Source organism: Enterovirga sp. CN4-39 (genome assembly GCF_049446235.1).
Taxonomy (GTDB): Bacteria; Pseudomonadota; Alphaproteobacteria; order Rhizobiales; family Beijerinckiaceae; genus Enterovirga.
On sequence record NZ_JBMSEF010000002.1, the window covers coordinates 15,966 to 29,866 of the forward strand.

Annotated in this window: 13 protein-coding genes; 2 read left to right on the forward strand and 11 right to left on the reverse strand. The window is 70.5% G+C overall.

From position 1 onward, the window contains the following. Positions 1-60: 60 nt before the first annotated feature. The gene (locus ACO2SS_RS03765; protein WP_423276253.1) at positions 61-798 is read left to right on the forward strand and encodes a methyltransferase domain-containing protein; all 738 of its coding nucleotides are present in this window, start codon (positions 61-63) and stop codon (positions 796-798) included. A 7-nt stretch (positions 799-805) separates the two neighbouring features. Here ACO2SS_RS03765 and ACO2SS_RS03770 read toward each other — a convergent pair whose 3' ends face one another. From ACO2SS_RS03770 to ACO2SS_RS03785, 4 genes are all read right to left on the reverse strand, one after another. Next, positions 806-1,102 (reverse strand): hypothetical protein, encoded by a 297-nt coding sequence (locus ACO2SS_RS03770; RefSeq protein ID WP_423276254.1) that lies wholly within the window; start codon positions 1,100-1,102, stop codon positions 806-808. Between the two features lie 113 nt (positions 1,103-1,215). Further along, positions 1,216-2,034, reverse strand: coding sequence for a transporter substrate-binding domain-containing protein (locus tag ACO2SS_RS03775; protein ID WP_423276255.1), 819 nt, complete (start codon positions 2,032-2,034; stop codon positions 1,216-1,218). Between the two features lie 50 nt (positions 2,035-2,084). Continuing rightward, positions 2,085-2,741 (reverse strand): amino acid ABC transporter permease, encoded by a 657-nt coding sequence (locus ACO2SS_RS03780; protein ID WP_423276256.1) that lies wholly within the window; start codon positions 2,739-2,741, stop codon positions 2,085-2,087. Continuing rightward, a complete protein-coding gene (locus ACO2SS_RS03785; protein WP_423276257.1) occupies positions 2,741-3,412 on the reverse strand; it encodes an amino acid ABC transporter permease in 672 nt (223 codons plus the stop codon). The genes ACO2SS_RS03780 and ACO2SS_RS03785 overlap by 1 nt, the downstream gene beginning before the upstream one ends. 306 nt (positions 3,413-3,718) lie before the next feature. On the opposite strand from ACO2SS_RS03785, the gene phaR reads away from it, so the two are divergent. Further along, positions 3,719-4,303: a polyhydroxyalkanoate synthesis repressor PhaR gene (gene phaR / locus ACO2SS_RS03790; RefSeq protein WP_423276258.1), complete on the forward strand. Its 585-nt coding sequence runs from the start codon at positions 3,719-3,721 to the stop codon at positions 4,301-4,303. A 45-nt stretch (positions 4,304-4,348) separates the two neighbouring features. On the opposite strand, the gene ACO2SS_RS03795 is transcribed toward phaR, so the two are convergent. The 7 genes from ACO2SS_RS03795 to xdhA are packed head-to-tail and all read right to left on the reverse strand — an operon-like array spanning position 4,349 to position 13,897. Next, the gene (locus ACO2SS_RS03795) at positions 4,349-5,428 is read right to left on the reverse strand and encodes a BMP family ABC transporter substrate-binding protein (protein ID WP_423276259.1); all 1,080 of its coding nucleotides are present in this window, start codon (positions 5,426-5,428) and stop codon (positions 4,349-4,351) included. Between the two features lie 28 nt (positions 5,429-5,456). Then, positions 5,457-6,380 (reverse strand): ABC transporter permease, encoded by a 924-nt coding sequence (locus tag ACO2SS_RS03800; protein ID WP_423276260.1) that lies wholly within the window; start codon positions 6,378-6,380, stop codon positions 5,457-5,459. 52 nt (positions 6,381-6,432) lie between these two features. Continuing rightward, a complete protein-coding gene (locus ACO2SS_RS03805; RefSeq protein WP_423276261.1) occupies positions 6,433-7,509 on the reverse strand; it encodes an ABC transporter permease in 1,077 nt (358 codons plus the stop codon). Next, positions 7,503-9,062: an ABC transporter ATP-binding protein gene (locus tag ACO2SS_RS03810; protein WP_423276262.1), complete on the reverse strand. Its 1,560-nt coding sequence runs from the start codon at positions 9,060-9,062 to the stop codon at positions 7,503-7,505. Before ACO2SS_RS03810 ends, ACO2SS_RS03805 begins: the two co-directional genes overlap by 7 nt. After that, the gene (gene xdhC, locus ACO2SS_RS03815) at positions 9,059-10,087 is read right to left on the reverse strand and encodes a xanthine dehydrogenase accessory protein XdhC (RefSeq protein WP_423276263.1); all 1,029 of its coding nucleotides are present in this window, start codon (positions 10,085-10,087) and stop codon (positions 9,059-9,061) included. The genes ACO2SS_RS03810 and xdhC overlap by 4 nt, the downstream gene beginning before the upstream one ends. Next, positions 10,084-12,429: a xanthine dehydrogenase molybdopterin binding subunit gene (gene xdhB, locus ACO2SS_RS03820; RefSeq protein WP_423276264.1), complete on the reverse strand. Its 2,346-nt coding sequence runs from the start codon at positions 12,427-12,429 to the stop codon at positions 10,084-10,086. The genes xdhC and xdhB overlap by 4 nt, the downstream gene beginning before the upstream one ends. Next, positions 12,422-13,897 (reverse strand): xanthine dehydrogenase small subunit, encoded by a 1,476-nt coding sequence (gene xdhA, locus ACO2SS_RS03825; RefSeq protein WP_423276265.1) that lies wholly within the window; start codon positions 13,895-13,897, stop codon positions 12,422-12,424. The genes xdhB and xdhA overlap by 8 nt, the downstream gene beginning before the upstream one ends. Positions 13,898-13,901 lie beyond the last annotated feature (4 nt).

The window sequence follows — 13,901 nt, forward strand, 5'->3', positions numbered from 1 at the left end:
GCCGGGAAACGATGGAACCTCGGCCGGGATCCGGCCGGACCGGGAGCAGGGCAGGGTCGGATGAGCGTGGACGTCACGGATCTGCGCGCCTTCTACGCGGGGCCTCTCGGCCACGTCGCGCGGCGGGTGGTCACCCGCACGCTCGCGCAGTTCTGGCCGGACCTGCGCGGCCTGAGCGTGCTCGGCCTCGGCTATGCCGTCCCGTTCCTGGCCGAGTTGGACGGGACCGGCCCGCGTCTCGCCTTCATGCCGGGCTGGCAGGGCGTCGTGAACTGGCCGGCCTCGGGCCTGTCCGCCTCCGCGCTGGTCGACCCGATGATGATGCCGCTCGCCGATGGCTCGGTGGACCGGGTTCTGGTGGTGCATGCGCTCGAGACGGTCGCCAGTCCGGCGGAGCTCCTGAACGAGGTCTGGCGCATCCTGACGCCGGGTGGGCGCCTCGTTCTCGTCTGCCCGAACCGGCGTGGAGTGTGGTCGCGGGTGGATACGACGCCGTTCGGGCATGGCCAGCCCTTCAGCCGGCGGCAGCTGCGCCACCTGATGAAAGGGGCGCTGTTCTCGCCCGAGAGCTGGGCCGAGATCCTCTACGTGCCGCCGCTCAGAAGCCGTTTCCTCCTGTCCGGCGCGGGAGCCTGGGAGGGGCTCGGCCGCAGCCTGTCCCTCCCGTTCGCCGGGCTGCACATGGTGGACGCCACCAAGCAGCTCCACCGTCCGATCCCGGTCTACGAGCGGCGCAGGTCGCGCCAGTTCGCCCCCGTCCTTGTGCCGCGCGCCTCGCCCGTGCCGACGGCGGGCTGACGCAGTTTCAGCGCCGGACCTGGCGGGCCGCCCGCGCCTTGCGGGCCGGGGCGCGGCGCGGGCCGTAATAGGCCCGGCGGGCCTCGGCCTCGCGTTCCGCCTGGGCCTGGTGCGCAGCGGAGGCCGCAATGGCGCCGACCGCGAGGCCCCCGATGATGCCGGCCGCCAGCGCACCGTCCGAATAGCCGTACCCGCACCCGTAATATCCGCACCACGCCTGGGCCGGGCTCGCCGAGCCGAGCGTCGCGCCGCCCAGGAGGGCGGCGGCAGCGAGAGTGGACAGAACCTTGGTGCGAGCGATCATCGATACCCCCATCCGCCGGCGTGGTTCTTGCCGGTCGGAGAGGTTGTCTAGATTCGCCACGTTGCCTGGATGATGCGCGAAGCCGGCTCTCCGTTTCGCGCATGTTTCGCCGCTCAGGTGGCGGGCTTCTTCAGGTCCGGAAGGTCCGTGTTGAGCCACTTCTTGAAGGTGGCGTTGAGCTGCCCGCTTTCGCGCTGCTGCGCGATGAAGCTGTTCACGGCCTTCATTAGGTCGTCCTGGCCGGGCCGGAGCGCGATGCCGTGCACCTGCTCGCGGAGCGTGATCTTGGTGTCGAAGGCACCCTTGGGGGCGATCTTCTCGATCTCGCCGACGACCGGCGTCGCGGCCCCGATCACGTCCACCTGGCCCGACAGGAGCGCCTGCACGGCCGAGGCGTCGTCGTCGAAGCGGCGGATGTTGGTGCCCTCGGGCGCGATCGCGGACAGGGACACGTCCTGCGTGGAGGCGCGCGCGACGCCGACCGTGAACTTCTTCAGGTCGGCCGGCTCCTTCACGGCCGCCGAGGTCTTGCCGTACACGACGATCCGGATGCCCGCATAGGGATCCGAGAAGGCGACCTGCTTGGCGCGCTCGGGCGTGATCGCGAGCGAGGCGATCAGCATGTCGACCTGCCCGGTCAGGAGATACGGGATCCGGTTCGGCCCGGTGACGGGCACGATGTTGGCCCGCACGCCCAGGGCCTTGGCGAGGTCCTTGGCGACATCGGCGTCGAACCCGTCCGGCTTGCCTTCCAGGTTGGTGATCCCGAAGGGCGGGAAGTCGACCAGCATGCCGATATTCACCACGCCCTTCTTCTTGATCTCGTCGACCGTCTGCGCGCCGGCCGGCTGGACGCCAAGCGCCGCCGCGCCGAGCGCCGCCGCAAAGGCCAGGCCCGAAAGCGCGGCCCGGCGCGAGATTGTGCTGAACATGAATTCCTCCAGAGGTTGTGGCGCAGCCGTCGCCGATCGGCCGGGCGGCGTCAACGCGCGTGGGCTGCCGCCATCCGTCGCTCCAGCCAGGCGGCCAGGAGGGAAAGCGGCCAGCACAGGGCGAAGTAGATGGCCGCCACGAGCCCGAAGACCAGGAAGGGCCGGAAGGTCGCGTTGTTGATGATCTGCCCCGCCCGGGTTAGCTCCGTGAAGCCGATGATAGCGGCCAGCGACGTGCCCTTGATGAGCTGGACCAGGAAGCCGACCGTGGGCGGTAGCGCGACCCGCATCGCCTGGGGCAGGATGACGAGGCGCATCAGCCGCCCGTAATGCAGGCCGAGCGCCGTCCCCGCCTCCCATTGTCCCGTCGGCACCGACTGGATCGAGCCGCGCCAGATCTCGCCCAGGAAGGCGCTGGCGTTCAGGGTCAGGGCGATCGCGGCCGCGAACCAGGGGTTCAGCCCGAGCCCGAAGGCATTCGCGCCGAAGAAGACGAGGAAGAGCTGCATCAGCAGCGGCGTTCCCTGGAACACCTGGATGAAGCCGCTCGCGAGCCGCGAGAGCCATTTGCGAGGCGATACCCGGGCGAGGGCGACCGCGAGCCCGCCGATGCCGCCGCCCAGGAACGCGATCGCGGAGAGCGCGATCGTCCACCGCGCCGCCGCCAGGATGAAGAGCGCCTCCGTGGGGCCGAACTGCCTCAGCATCAGCGGGCCACCGGGTAGGCGAAGACGCGCCTGTCGATCGCCCGGAACAGGGCGGCGAACAGGAAGGACAGGCCGAGATAGATGAGGGTGACGACGATATAGACCTCGAAGCTCGTGAAGGTCCGCGACTGGATGTTGTTGGCCACGGAGGTCAGGTCGTCGGCCGAGATGGCCGACACGACGCTGGTGGACAGCATCAGGAGGATGAACTGGCTCGTCAGGGCCGGGTAGACGGCCCGCAGCGCCGGCTTCAGGATCACGAGGCGGAACACCTGGAGCGGCCGCAGGCCGAGCGCCAGCCCCGCCTCGATCTGCCCCTTCTGCACCGACTGGATGCCGGCCCGGATGATCTCGGTCGCATAGGCGCCGACATTGACGACCAGCGCGGCGAGCGCGGCGGCGTCCGGCGAGAGCCGGAGCCCGACGGCCGGAAGCCCGAAGAAGATGAAGAAGAGCTGCACCAGGAACGGCGTGTTCCGGATCACCTCCACGTAGACGTTGACGATCCAGCCCGCCCAGCGCGGCCCGAACACCTTCGCCCAGGCGCAGACGACGGCGACGACCAGCCCGATCAGCATCGCGGCAGCCGAGAGCTGCAGGGTGACCCAGATGCCGTCGAGAAGCTGGCGCCAGGCGTCCAGAACGGGCCCGAACCGGAGGGTGAAGGACATGGCTCCCCTGTCCGACGCCGCGTCACCCGCGGCTGGTGCTGGCCCGTCTAATGGTCGGATGTGGCGGCCGGAGGCAAGGGTGCGAAGCCTGCCGCTTCCCGCGGTGACTTGCCTCGTGTGCCACCCGGCCAAGGCGGCGACGTTGCCGCCCCGGCTATTATCCTCGGGCGCATGCTGCGCAGCATCGCTGCACAACAGCCGCGCTGCCGGTGCGAAGGATCTCCGTCCTTCTTAGATAAAATCCAGATTGCAGTGCAGCACGGCCCGTGAAAAACTCGGAACCGTTCCGGGGAGGATGGGGGTCGAATGGCCACTGAAAAGGCGCCGACGGTCATCAAGAAATACGCCAACCGTCGCCTGTATCACATGGGGACCAGCACCTATGTCACGCTGGAGGATCTCGCCGCCATGGTCCGGGCGGGAGAGGATTTCGTCGTCAACGACGCCAAGACCGGCGAGGACATCACCCGCTCGGTTCTCGCCCAGATCATGTTCGAGCAGGAGAGCAAGGGCGGGCAGCAGAACCTCCTGCCGACGACCTTCCTGCGCCAGCTCATCCGCTTCTACGGCGACAGCATGCAGGCCCTGGTGCCGCGCTATCTCGAATTCTCGATGGACCACCTGACGCGCGACCAGCAGAAGCTGCGCGACCAGATGGAGAAGACCTTCGGGCCCTCGGCCTTCCACGCCATGGAGGATCAGGTCCGGGCCAACATGACCTTCTTCACGGAGGCGATGCGGATGTGGTCGCCTTTCACGCCCAAGGCCGGGGACGAGCCGGAGAAGCCTTCAGCCCCGTCGACGCAGGCCTCCGGCGGGAACGAGCTCGACGCGCTGAAGAAGCAGATGGCCGAGATGCAGCAGAAGCTGGAGAGCCTGGCCAAGAAATAGCCGGCGGGCGGGTCCGCACCGCCGGCTGGGGTGGGCTCGCGCCCGTCAGCTCTGAACGCCGGCCGGGTACCAGTCCATCTTCGAGAGCTGCGCGTCCGTCATCTGCTCCCCTTCCTTGACCCGAAGCTCGCCCTTCTGGTCCTTGATGGGGCCGGCGAGCGGATGGATCGTGCCGGCGATGATGCCGTCCCTGACCTTGTCCGCCTCGCGCCGGACGTTCTCCGGGACGGCTTCGCCGTAGGCGGCCATACGGACGGCGCCTTCCTTCAGGCCGTCCCAGGTGTCGCCCGACTTCCAGGTGCCGTCGAGCGCCATCCTGACCCGGCGGATGTAGTAGGGCCCCCATTCGTCGACGATGGAGGTGAGCTGCGCCTTCGGCGCATAGGCGAGCATGTCGGAGGCCTGGCCGAAGCCGAGCATGCCGCGCGCCTCCGCGGCCTGGAGCGGCGCGGGTGAATCGGTGTGCTGGGCGAGGATATCGCAGCCCTGGTCCATGAGGGCCTTGGCGGCATCGGCCTCCTTGGCGGGGTCGTACCAGGTGGAGACCCAGAGCACCTTCGTCTTGAAGTTCGGGTTCACCTTCTGGGCGGCCAGCGTGAAGGCCGAGATCCCCATCACGACCTCCGGGATCGGGAAGGACGCGATGTAGCCGGCCGTGCCGGTCTTCGAGAGGTGGCCCGCGATGGTGCCGCAGACGGCGCGCCCTTCGTAGAAGCGGGCGTTGTAGGTCGCGAGGTTGGCCGCGCGCTGGTAGCCGGTCGCGTGCTCGAACCAGACGTTCGGCAGGGCGCGGGCGACCCGCACGGCCGCGTTCATGAAGCCGAAGGAGGTGGCGAAGATCAGCTTGTTGCCGCCCGTCGCGAGCTGCCGGAGCACGCGCTCGGCATCCGGCCCCTCGGCCACGTTCTCGACGAAGCTCGTCTTCACCTTCCCGCCGAATTCCTTCTCGATCGCCTTGCGGCCGAGGTCGTGCGAGTGGGTCCAGCCGTAATCCCCGGTCGGGCCGACATAGATGAAGCCCACCCCGAGCGGCGCCTGCGCGGCGAGCGTCCCGCCCAGCAGCGGCAGCGCTGCGGCCCCTGCGGCTCCGGTGATCAGCTTGCGGCGGGTAATGATGGCGGCCATCGAGCAATCTCTCCTTTCAGGTGACGATTTAGGCAGGCGAAAAGGATTTTCCCAGGCACGCGGGTGCCGCAGCCGAGAGGCGGCCGGGCCGGATGGAGATCAGCGTCAGGACGAGGATGGTCGCCAGATAGGGCAGCATCGCCAGCATTTCCGGCGGCAGCAGCCCGAAACCCGAGGCCTTCGCGTGGAGCTCGAAGGTCATGACGGCCCCGAACAGGTAGGCCCCGGCCAGGAGCCGCAGCGGTCGCCAGGACGCGAAGACGACGAGGGCGAGCGCGATCCAGCCGCGCCCGGCCGTCAGCCGGTCGGCCCACATGGGCGTGAGCTCGAGCGAGAAATAGGCGCCCCCGAGGCCGGCGAGCGCCCCCCCGAAGGCGACCGCCGCCGTGCGGACCGCCAGGACGGGGTAGCCGATCGAACGGGCCGAGGAGTCGGATTCCCCGACCGCCCGGAGGATCAGCCCCGGGCGCGTGCGCTTGAGCCACCAGGCGACCGCGAAGGTCAGCCCGAGCGAGAGGTAGACGAGCAGGTCGTAGCCGAAGACGACGCGCAGCAGCGGGTGCTCCGCGAGGTCCGCCGGCAGCAGCGGCCCCAGCCGCTCGATCGTACGCCCCACGAAGGGCGCGCCGAGCAGGGACGAGGCGCCGGTGCCGAAGATGGTGAGCGCGAGCCCGGTCGCGACCTGGTTCGCGGATAGCCCGAGGGTGAGCCCGGCGAAGATCAGCGAGACCGCGACGCCGCCCAGCATCGCGGCCAGGAGCCCGAGATAGGCGGAGCCCGTCAGCGTCGCCGCCGCGAAGCCCGTGACGGCGCCGATGAGCATCATGCCCTCCACGCCGAGGTTCAGGACCCCGGCCTTCTCGGCCACGAGTTCACCGAGCGAGGCGAGAAGGATGGGGGTCGCGGCCATCGCGACCGTCATGACGAAGGAGACGAGCAGCGCGGTGTTCATGCGGCGGCTCCCACTTTCGTCGCGCTGAGGAGGCGGGAGCGGATCGAGGATCTCACGCGGCCCTCGCCCGTGCAGACCGGGTGAGGGCCGGGCGGAAGCGGATCAGCACATCCGCGGCCAGCAGGAAGAAGAGGAGCATCGCCTGGAACATGCCGGTCGCGGCCTGGGGCAATCCGACGGCGGTCTGCGCGAGCTCGCCGCCCACATAGGTCACCGCGAGGACGAGCGCCGCAAGGATGATGCCGACCGGATGCAGGCGGCCGAGAAAGGCCACGATGATGGCCGTGTAGCCGTAGCCGCCCGGGAATTGCGGCGTGAGCTGGCCGAATGGACCCGCCGCCTCGAAGATGCCGGCAAGGCCCGCGAGGCAGCCGGCGCCGAGCAGCGTCAGCCAGATGGTGCGGCGCTCGGAGAAGCCGCCATAGCGGGCGGCGGCCGGCGCGAGCCCCACCACCTTCACCTCGTAGCCGGCGAGCGTGCGGGCGAGCAGCACCCACACCACGAGCGCCACCACGGCCGCGATCGGGATCCCGAGATGGACGAGCGAGCCCTCCGCGACCGCCGGCAGGGTCTGGTCGGGCGTGAACATGCGGGTCTGGGGAAAGTTGAACCCGTCCGGATCCTTCCAGGGCCCCCGCACCAGGAAGAACAGGAGCTGGACCGACACATAGGTCAGCATCAGGCTGGTCAGGATCTCGCTGACCCCGAAGCGGGTGCGCAGGAAGGCCGGGATGGCCGCCCAGGCCAGGCCGCCGAGCACGCCCGCGAGGCACATGGCCGGGAGGATCCAGGGACCCTCCTGCCCCCAGGTCAGGAGCGCGACGCCCGTCCCGGCCATCGCGCCGGCGATGTACTGGCCCTCCGCGCCGATGTTCCAGACATTGGCCCGGAAGCCGACGGAGAGGCCCGTGGCGATCAGGATCAGGGGCCCGGCCTTGACCAGGAGCTCGGGCCAGCGATCCGGGTGCGAGAGGGGCGCCAGGAAGATCTGCCGCACGGCGCCCGGGCCGTCATAGCCCATCAGGCCGAACACGATCATGCCGGCCGCGACCGTGAGGAGCACGGCGAGAAAGGGCGTCAGGTAGATCATGGCCCGGGAGGGCTCGGGCCGTCGCTCGAGTTTCAGCATCCGGCGCCTCCCGAGGAGGGCCGTGCTCCCGCGTGCTCGCCGTGCACCCCGCCCATCAGGAGCCCGAGCTCGTCGGGGCTGGCCTCCTCGGCGCGGATCGGCCGCGAGAGCCGGCCCTCGTTGAGCACGGCCAGCCGGTCGGAGAGGGCAAGGAGCTCGTCGAGATCCTGGCTGATGACCACGATGGCGGAGCCCGCCTCGGCGAGGTCGAGGACCGCGCGGTGGATGGCGCTCGCGGCCCCGGCATCGACGCCCCAGGTCGGCTGCGAGACGACCAGGACCTCGGGGTGCTGCAGGATCTCCCGTCCCATCACGTATTTCTGCAGGTTGCCGCCCGAAAGGCTCCGGGCCGCCGCACCCGGCCCGACGGCCTTGACGCCGAAGCGCTCGATCACCCGGCGCGCGAAGCCCCGCGCCGCCCCGAACCGCAGGAACCCCGTCGCGGTCAGCGGCAGCCGGTGGCGTGCCGTCAGGATGGCGTTGTCCGAGAGCGAGAGGTCCGGCACGGCCGCGTGGCCGTTGCGCTCCTCGGGCACGGCGCAGAGCCCGGCGCGGCGCCTCGCGCCGGCGCGGTTGCGGCCGACCGCGCGCCCGTCCAGGCGCACCATTTCGGCCGCCGGCGCAGCGCGCTCGCCGGAGAGCGCGAGCAGGAGCTCCGACTGGCCGTTCCCGGCAACGCCCGCGATGCCGAATACCTCGCCGGCCCGGACCGCGAAGGAGATGTCGCGGAGCGGGACCGAGAACGGCCCGGCGGGCGGCAGGGACAGCCCCTCCACCTGGAGCCGGACGGCGCCGGAGGGCGCGGCGCGACCGTGCCGTTCGACCTGCCGCAGCTCCGTCCCGATCATCAGTTCCGCCATGCGCCGGGTCGTTTCCGCCCGGGGATCGCAGCTCGCGACGACGCGGCCGCCCCGCAGGATGGTCGCCCGGCTGCAGAGCGCTTTGATCTCGGCCAGCTTGTGCGAGATGTAGAGGATCGCGCAGCCCTCGGCCGCGAGTTGCCGCAGCATGGCGAACAGCCTCTCGGCCTCCTGCGGGGTCAGCACGGAGGTGGGCTCGTCCATGATGAGGAGCCGCGGCTTCACGAGCAGGCAGCGGACGATCTCGATGCGCTGCCGCTCGCCGACCGACAGCGTGTGGACCTCGCGCTCAAGATCCAGCGGCAGGCTGTAGGCGCGCAGGATCGCATCGACGCGCCGCGCCAGGTCGCCCCGGTCCACCGCCTCGTCGAGCCCCAGCGCGATGTTCTCGATCACCGTGAGGGCGTCGAACAGCGAGAAGTGCTGGAACACCATGCCGATGCCGAGGGCGCGCGCGGCCTTGGGACTCGGGATCGCGACTGGGCGGCCGTCGATGCGGATCTCGCCCTCGTCGGCCTGCTGCACGCCGTAGATGATCTTGACCAGCGTGGACTTGCCGGCGCCGTTCTCGCCGAGAAGCGCGTGGATCTCGCCCGGCTCGACCCGCAGGCTCACGTCCTCGTTCGCGACGACGCCCGGGAAGGTCTTGGTGATCCCGGAGAGCTCCAGGCGGGGCGGTTGTGGGGACGTCACGCGACAGCCTGTCGGGGCTTCTCTCCGATTTCTCCTGCCTCGCACGAACTGCGCCGCGCGAAAACCCGGATCAGCTCGGCGGCCGTGAGGGCCGCGATCACGTCCGGGCGCTTGTCCGCAACATCCGACCCGCCGATCGGGCAGGTCAGGGCATGGAGCGCCCGCGCCGAGCCGCCGCCCTGCAGAAAGGAGTGGCCGAAGCGGGCGCGCTTCGTGGCCGAGCCGATCATCCCGACATAGGCGGCGTCGCCCCGCCGGAGCGCCGCGTCGGCGAGCCGGTAATCGAGCGCGTGGGAATGGGTGAGGATGACGAAGGCGGCTCCGGCCGGCGCGGCGGCGAGAGCGGCGGCCGGGTCGTCGAGCTGCGCGAAGGCGATTTCCGCGGGCAGTTCCAGGCCGGTCTCGAGCCGGTCGTCGACGAGCGTGGTCCGGAAGGGAAGGGGAGCGAGAGCGCGCGCGAGCGCCCAGCCCGTATGGCCGCAGCCGAAGACGAGCACGCTCGGCGCGCGGTTCCGCTCCATCTCCTCGGCGGCGCGGAGCGCCCCGACATGCTCCGGCCCGGCCAGTTCCAGCCTCACCCGCACGCGGCCGCCGCAGCACTGGCCGAGCAGCGGCCCGAGCGGCAGGTCGAGCTCCCGGTTGGCCTCGCCGCGCGCGAGCATCACCCGGGCGGTATCGATCGCATGGAATTCGAGCTGCCCGCCCCCGATCGTGCCGCGGCTCTCGCCCGTGGTGACGAGCATCGCGGCGCCCGCCTCGCGGGGCGTGGAACCTCGCGCCTTGGCGAGCGCGACGAGGATCGCGGGCTCGCCGCGGGCGACGAGATGCGCAAGCGCGGACGAGAGCGGGAGGCGCTCCCCTCCCCCTCGTGGGGAGGGGTCGGGGGTGGGGGGCGTGCCGCCAGGCTCCACGGTGGATGCGATCTCGTCCGGCCCCCCACCCGCCCCTCCTGCCCGGGGCTGAGCCCCGGCATCGGGCCACGCTCCCCACGAGGGGGAGGGCGGGCAGGGGCTGTCGCGCTTCACTGCCCGGCCCCTTTCTGCACCCGCTCCCGCAAGGCCTCGATCGCGAAGAGGACGCGCTCCGGCGTGGCGGGGGCGTCGAGGCAGGGGCAGAAGCGATGGTCGGCGACGCTCGCGACCGCGTCGGAAAGCGCGTGCAGGACGGAGATCGCCAGCATCAGGGGCGGCTCGCCGACCGCCTTCGAGCGGCCGATCGTGGCCTCCCGGTTCTCGCCGTCCCAGAGGTCGACGTTGAAGATGCGCGGCCGGTCGGAGGCGACCGGGATCTTGTAGGTGGCCGGCGCATGGGTGCGCAGGCGGCCCTGGGCATCCCACCACAGCTCCTCCGTGGTGAGCCAGCCCATGCCCTGGATGAAGCCGCCCTCGATCTGCCCGCGGTCGATGGCCGGGTTCAGCGAGCGCCCGACATCATGGAGGATGTCCACCCGCTCGACCCTGTACTCGCCCGTCAGCGTGTCGACCGCGACCTCGGAACAGGCCGCCCCGTAGGAGAAGTAGTAGAACGGGTGGCCGCGGCCGCTCTGGCGGTCCCAGTGGATCTTGGGCGTGCGGTAATAGCCGGTGGCCGAGAGCTGGATGCGGGCGTTGTAGGCCGCGCAGACGAAATCGGCGAACGGCACCTCCTCCGACCCGATCCGCACCCGGCCGGGCAGAAATGCCACCTCCGCCGGGTCCACGTCCCATTTCCCGGCAGCGAAGCTGCGCAGCCTCGCCTTGATGGTCTCGCAGGCATCGAGCGCCGCCATGCCGTTGAGGTCGGAGCCCGAGGAGGCGGCGGTGGCGGAGGTGTTCGGCACCTTGCCGGTGCTGGTGGCCGTGATCTTCACGGCGTCGAGATCGGCCTGGAAGGCACGGGCGACGACCTGGGCGACCTTCGTGTAGAGGCCCTGGCCCATCTCGGTGCCGCCATGGTTCAGGTGGATCGAGCCGTCCGTGTAGACGTGAACCAGCGCGCCCGCCTGATTGTACTGGGTCGCCGTGAAGGAGATGCCGAACTTCACGGGCGTGAGGGCGAGTCCCCGCTTCACGATCCGGCTGCGGGCATTCAGCTCCCGGATCGCCTCCCGGCGGGTGCGGTAATCCGAGCGGCGCTCGAGCTCCGTAACCAACTCCGGCGCGATGTTGTCCTCGACGACCTGATGATAGGGCGTCACCGCCCGCTCTCCCTCGCCGTAGAAGTTGAGCATGCGGATATCGAGCGGGTCGCGTCCCGTCGCGAAGGCGACCTCCTCGATGAAGCGCTCGGCCCCGACCATGCCCTGTGGGCCGCCAAAGCCCCGGAAGGCCGTGTTGGAGACGGTGTTCGTCCGCCATGGCTCGGACGTCACGTGGACGGCCGGGTAGTAGTAGCAATTGTCCGCGTGGAAGAGCGCCCGGTCCGTGATGGCGGCCGAGAGGTCGACCGTGTGCCCGCAGCGCGCCGCATAGGTCGCCTCGACCGCGAGGATGCGTCCCTCCTCGTCGTGCCCGATCTCGTAATCGACCACGAAATCGTGCCGCTTGCCGGTCGCGATCATGTCGTCGTCGCGGTCGGGCCTGATCTTCACCGGCCGCCGCAGCTTCACGGCCGCGAGCGCCGCGACGGCGGCGAAGAGGTTGCCCTGGGTTTCCTTGCCGCCGAAGCCGCCGCCCATCCGCCGCACCTCGACCGTCACGGCGTTGAAGGGCACGCCCAGCACATGGGCCACCATGTGCTGCACCTCCGTCGGGTGCTGGGTCGAGGAATGGACGGTCACGTCGCCGTCCTCGCCCGGCACCGCGAGCGCGACGTGGGTCTCGAGGTAGAAATGATCCTGGCCGCCCATCGTGACGCGGCCCTTGATCCGCTGCGGCGCGGCCGAGAGCGCGTCCTTCGCGTCGCCGCGGGTGAGCGTCATGCCGGGCGCGACGAAGCCGGTCCCGAAGCCACGGGCCGCCTTGACGTCGAGCACGGGCGGCAGGTCGACATAGATGACCTCCGCGAGCCTCGCGGCCCGGCGGGCGGCGTCCCGCGTCGTCGCGATCACGGCGAAGAGCGGCTGGCCGTGGCAGGTGACCTTGTCGGTCGCGAAGAGCGGCTCGTCGTGGAAGCCGGTCACGGGCGTCACGTCGTTGACGCCGGGGATGTCCTCCGCGGTCAGCACCGCCACGACGCCCGGCGCGGCCCGGATCGCGTCGATATTCAGCCCCACGATACCCGCATGGGCCCGCTCGGAGAGGCCGAGATAGGCGTGGAGCAGCGCTGCGGGCGCCACGATATCGTCCGTGTAGGGCGCTTCGCCCGCGACATGCTTGTGCGCGGAATCGTGCCGCTGCGGCGCGCCCATGTCGCCCGCGACCGAGAGGGCAGGCGACCGCTCAAGCATGGCTTGCGCTCCCCGCCCCGGCTCGCGCCAGACGCCCGGCCACCCGCGTCACGGTGTCCGGCTCCCTCTCCTCGATCGCGAAGCGGCGGATGAGATTGCCGGCGACGAGCAACCGGTAGCGGGCGCTCGCGCGCCAATCGTCGAGCGGCGAGAAGTCCTGGTCCAGCGCGGCTGCGGCGCCCTCGGCGGCGCCCTCGTCGAAGGGCCGTCCTATGAGAGCCACTTCGGCCGCCGGAGCACGTTTGGGGATGGCCGCCATGCCGCCGAAGGCGAGCCGGGCTTCCGTGACGGTGCCCGCTCCGTCCCGCGTCAGCCGGAACGCGCCGCAGACGGCGGAGATGTCCTCGTCGAAGCGCTTGGAAACCTTGGAGGCGTGGAAGGCGTGGTCCGGGCCGAGCCGCGGGACGAGCACCCGCTCGACATACTCGCCCGGCTCGCGGTCCTGCTTCTTGTAGGCGAGGAAGAAGCGCTCGATCGGCATCTCGCGCCGGCCGCTCGGGCCGCGCAGGACCAGCGTGGCCCCGAGGGCGATCAGAACGGGCGGCAGGTCGCCGATGGGCGAGCCATTGGCGATGTTCCCCCCGACCGTCCCGGCATTGCGGACCTGCTCGCCGCCGAACCGGCGCATCAACTCGCCGACATGGGGGTGGATGGAAGCGAGCCGCCGCTGGGCCTCCGTGAGTGTCGCGGCGGCTCCGATCGCGAGGCTTTCGCCCGTCTCCTCGATCGCCTGCAATTCCCGGATCCGACCCAGGAAGACGACGGGGTCGAGCCGGCGCATCTCCTTGGTGACCCAGAGACCGACATCGGTGGCGCCGGCCACCAGGATGGCGTCGGGATGATCCTGGAGGAGGGACCCGAGCTGCTCGACAGTTGCCGGGGCGAAGAAGCGCCGCTCGCCATCTCCCACCGCAACCATCTCGTCGTCGCAGAGCGCGGCGAGCCTCTTCAAGGGAGCGGCAACGTCCAGGCGGGCGGCATCGCTCGCGCAGGCTGCCTGGGCCGCATCCACGATGGGCCGGTAACCGGTGCAGCGGCAGAGATTGCCCGCGATCGCATCATCGATGCGGTCGGTCGAGGGATCGCGCTCGTTCTGGGCGAGGCAGAAGAGCGACATGACGAAACCCGGCGTGCAGAACCCGCATTGCGAGCCGTGGTGTTCGACGAGCGCCGCCTGAACCGGGTGGAGGGCTCCTGCCTTCCGCAGATGCTCGACGGTGAGCACCTGGCAGCCGTCGAGCGTCGGCAGAAACCTGATGCAGGCATTGATGGCCTCGTAGCGGATGCGGTCGCCGTCGGGGCGCCCGACCGCGACCGTGCAGGCACCGCAATCTCCCTCGGCACAGCCTTCCTTGGTGCCGGTCAGCCCGCGTTCGAGGCGGAGCCAGTCCAGCAGCGTTGCCGTCGGGTCACAGGAGGCAATTTCGATGCGCTCCTCCCCGAGATAAAACCGGACCCTCTCGCGCATCGTC

What these genes read in the sequence shown, in the direction of transcription:
- ACO2SS_RS03765 (WP_423276253.1), top strand. Translation starts at nt 61, where the DNA reads ATGAGCGTGGACGTCACGGATCTGCGCGCCTTCTACGCGGGGCCTCTC.
- ACO2SS_RS03770 (WP_423276254.1), bottom strand. Translation starts at nt 1,102, where the DNA reads ATGATCGCTCGCACCAAGGTTCTGTCCACTCTCGCTGCCGCCGCCCTC.
- ACO2SS_RS03775 (WP_423276255.1), bottom strand. Translation starts at nt 2,034, where the DNA reads ATGTTCAGCACAATCTCGCGCCGGGCCGCGCTTTCGGGCCTGGCCTTT.
- ACO2SS_RS03780 (WP_423276256.1), bottom strand. Translation starts at nt 2,741, where the DNA reads ATGCTGAGGCAGTTCGGCCCCACGGAGGCGCTCTTCATCCTGGCGGCG.
- ACO2SS_RS03785 (WP_423276257.1), bottom strand. Translation starts at nt 3,412, where the DNA reads ATGTCCTTCACCCTCCGGTTCGGGCCCGTTCTGGACGCCTGGCGCCAG.
- phaR (WP_423276258.1), top strand. Translation starts at nt 3,719, where the DNA reads ATGGCCACTGAAAAGGCGCCGACGGTCATCAAGAAATACGCCAACCGT.
- ACO2SS_RS03795 (WP_423276259.1), bottom strand. Translation starts at nt 5,428, where the DNA reads ATGGCCGCCATCATTACCCGCCGCAAGCTGATCACCGGAGCCGCAGGG.
- ACO2SS_RS03800 (WP_423276260.1), bottom strand. Translation starts at nt 6,380, where the DNA reads ATGAACACCGCGCTGCTCGTCTCCTTCGTCATGACGGTCGCGATGGCC.
- ACO2SS_RS03805 (WP_423276261.1), bottom strand. Translation starts at nt 7,509, where the DNA reads ATGCTGAAACTCGAGCGACGGCCCGAGCCCTCCCGGGCCATGATCTAC.
- xdhB (WP_423276264.1), bottom strand. Translation starts at nt 12,429, where the DNA reads ATGCTTGAGCGGTCGCCTGCCCTCTCGGTCGCGGGCGACATGGGCGCG.
- xdhA (WP_423276265.1), bottom strand. Translation starts at nt 13,897, where the DNA reads ATGCGCGAGAGGGTCCGGTTTTATCTCGGGGAGGAGCGCATCGAAATT.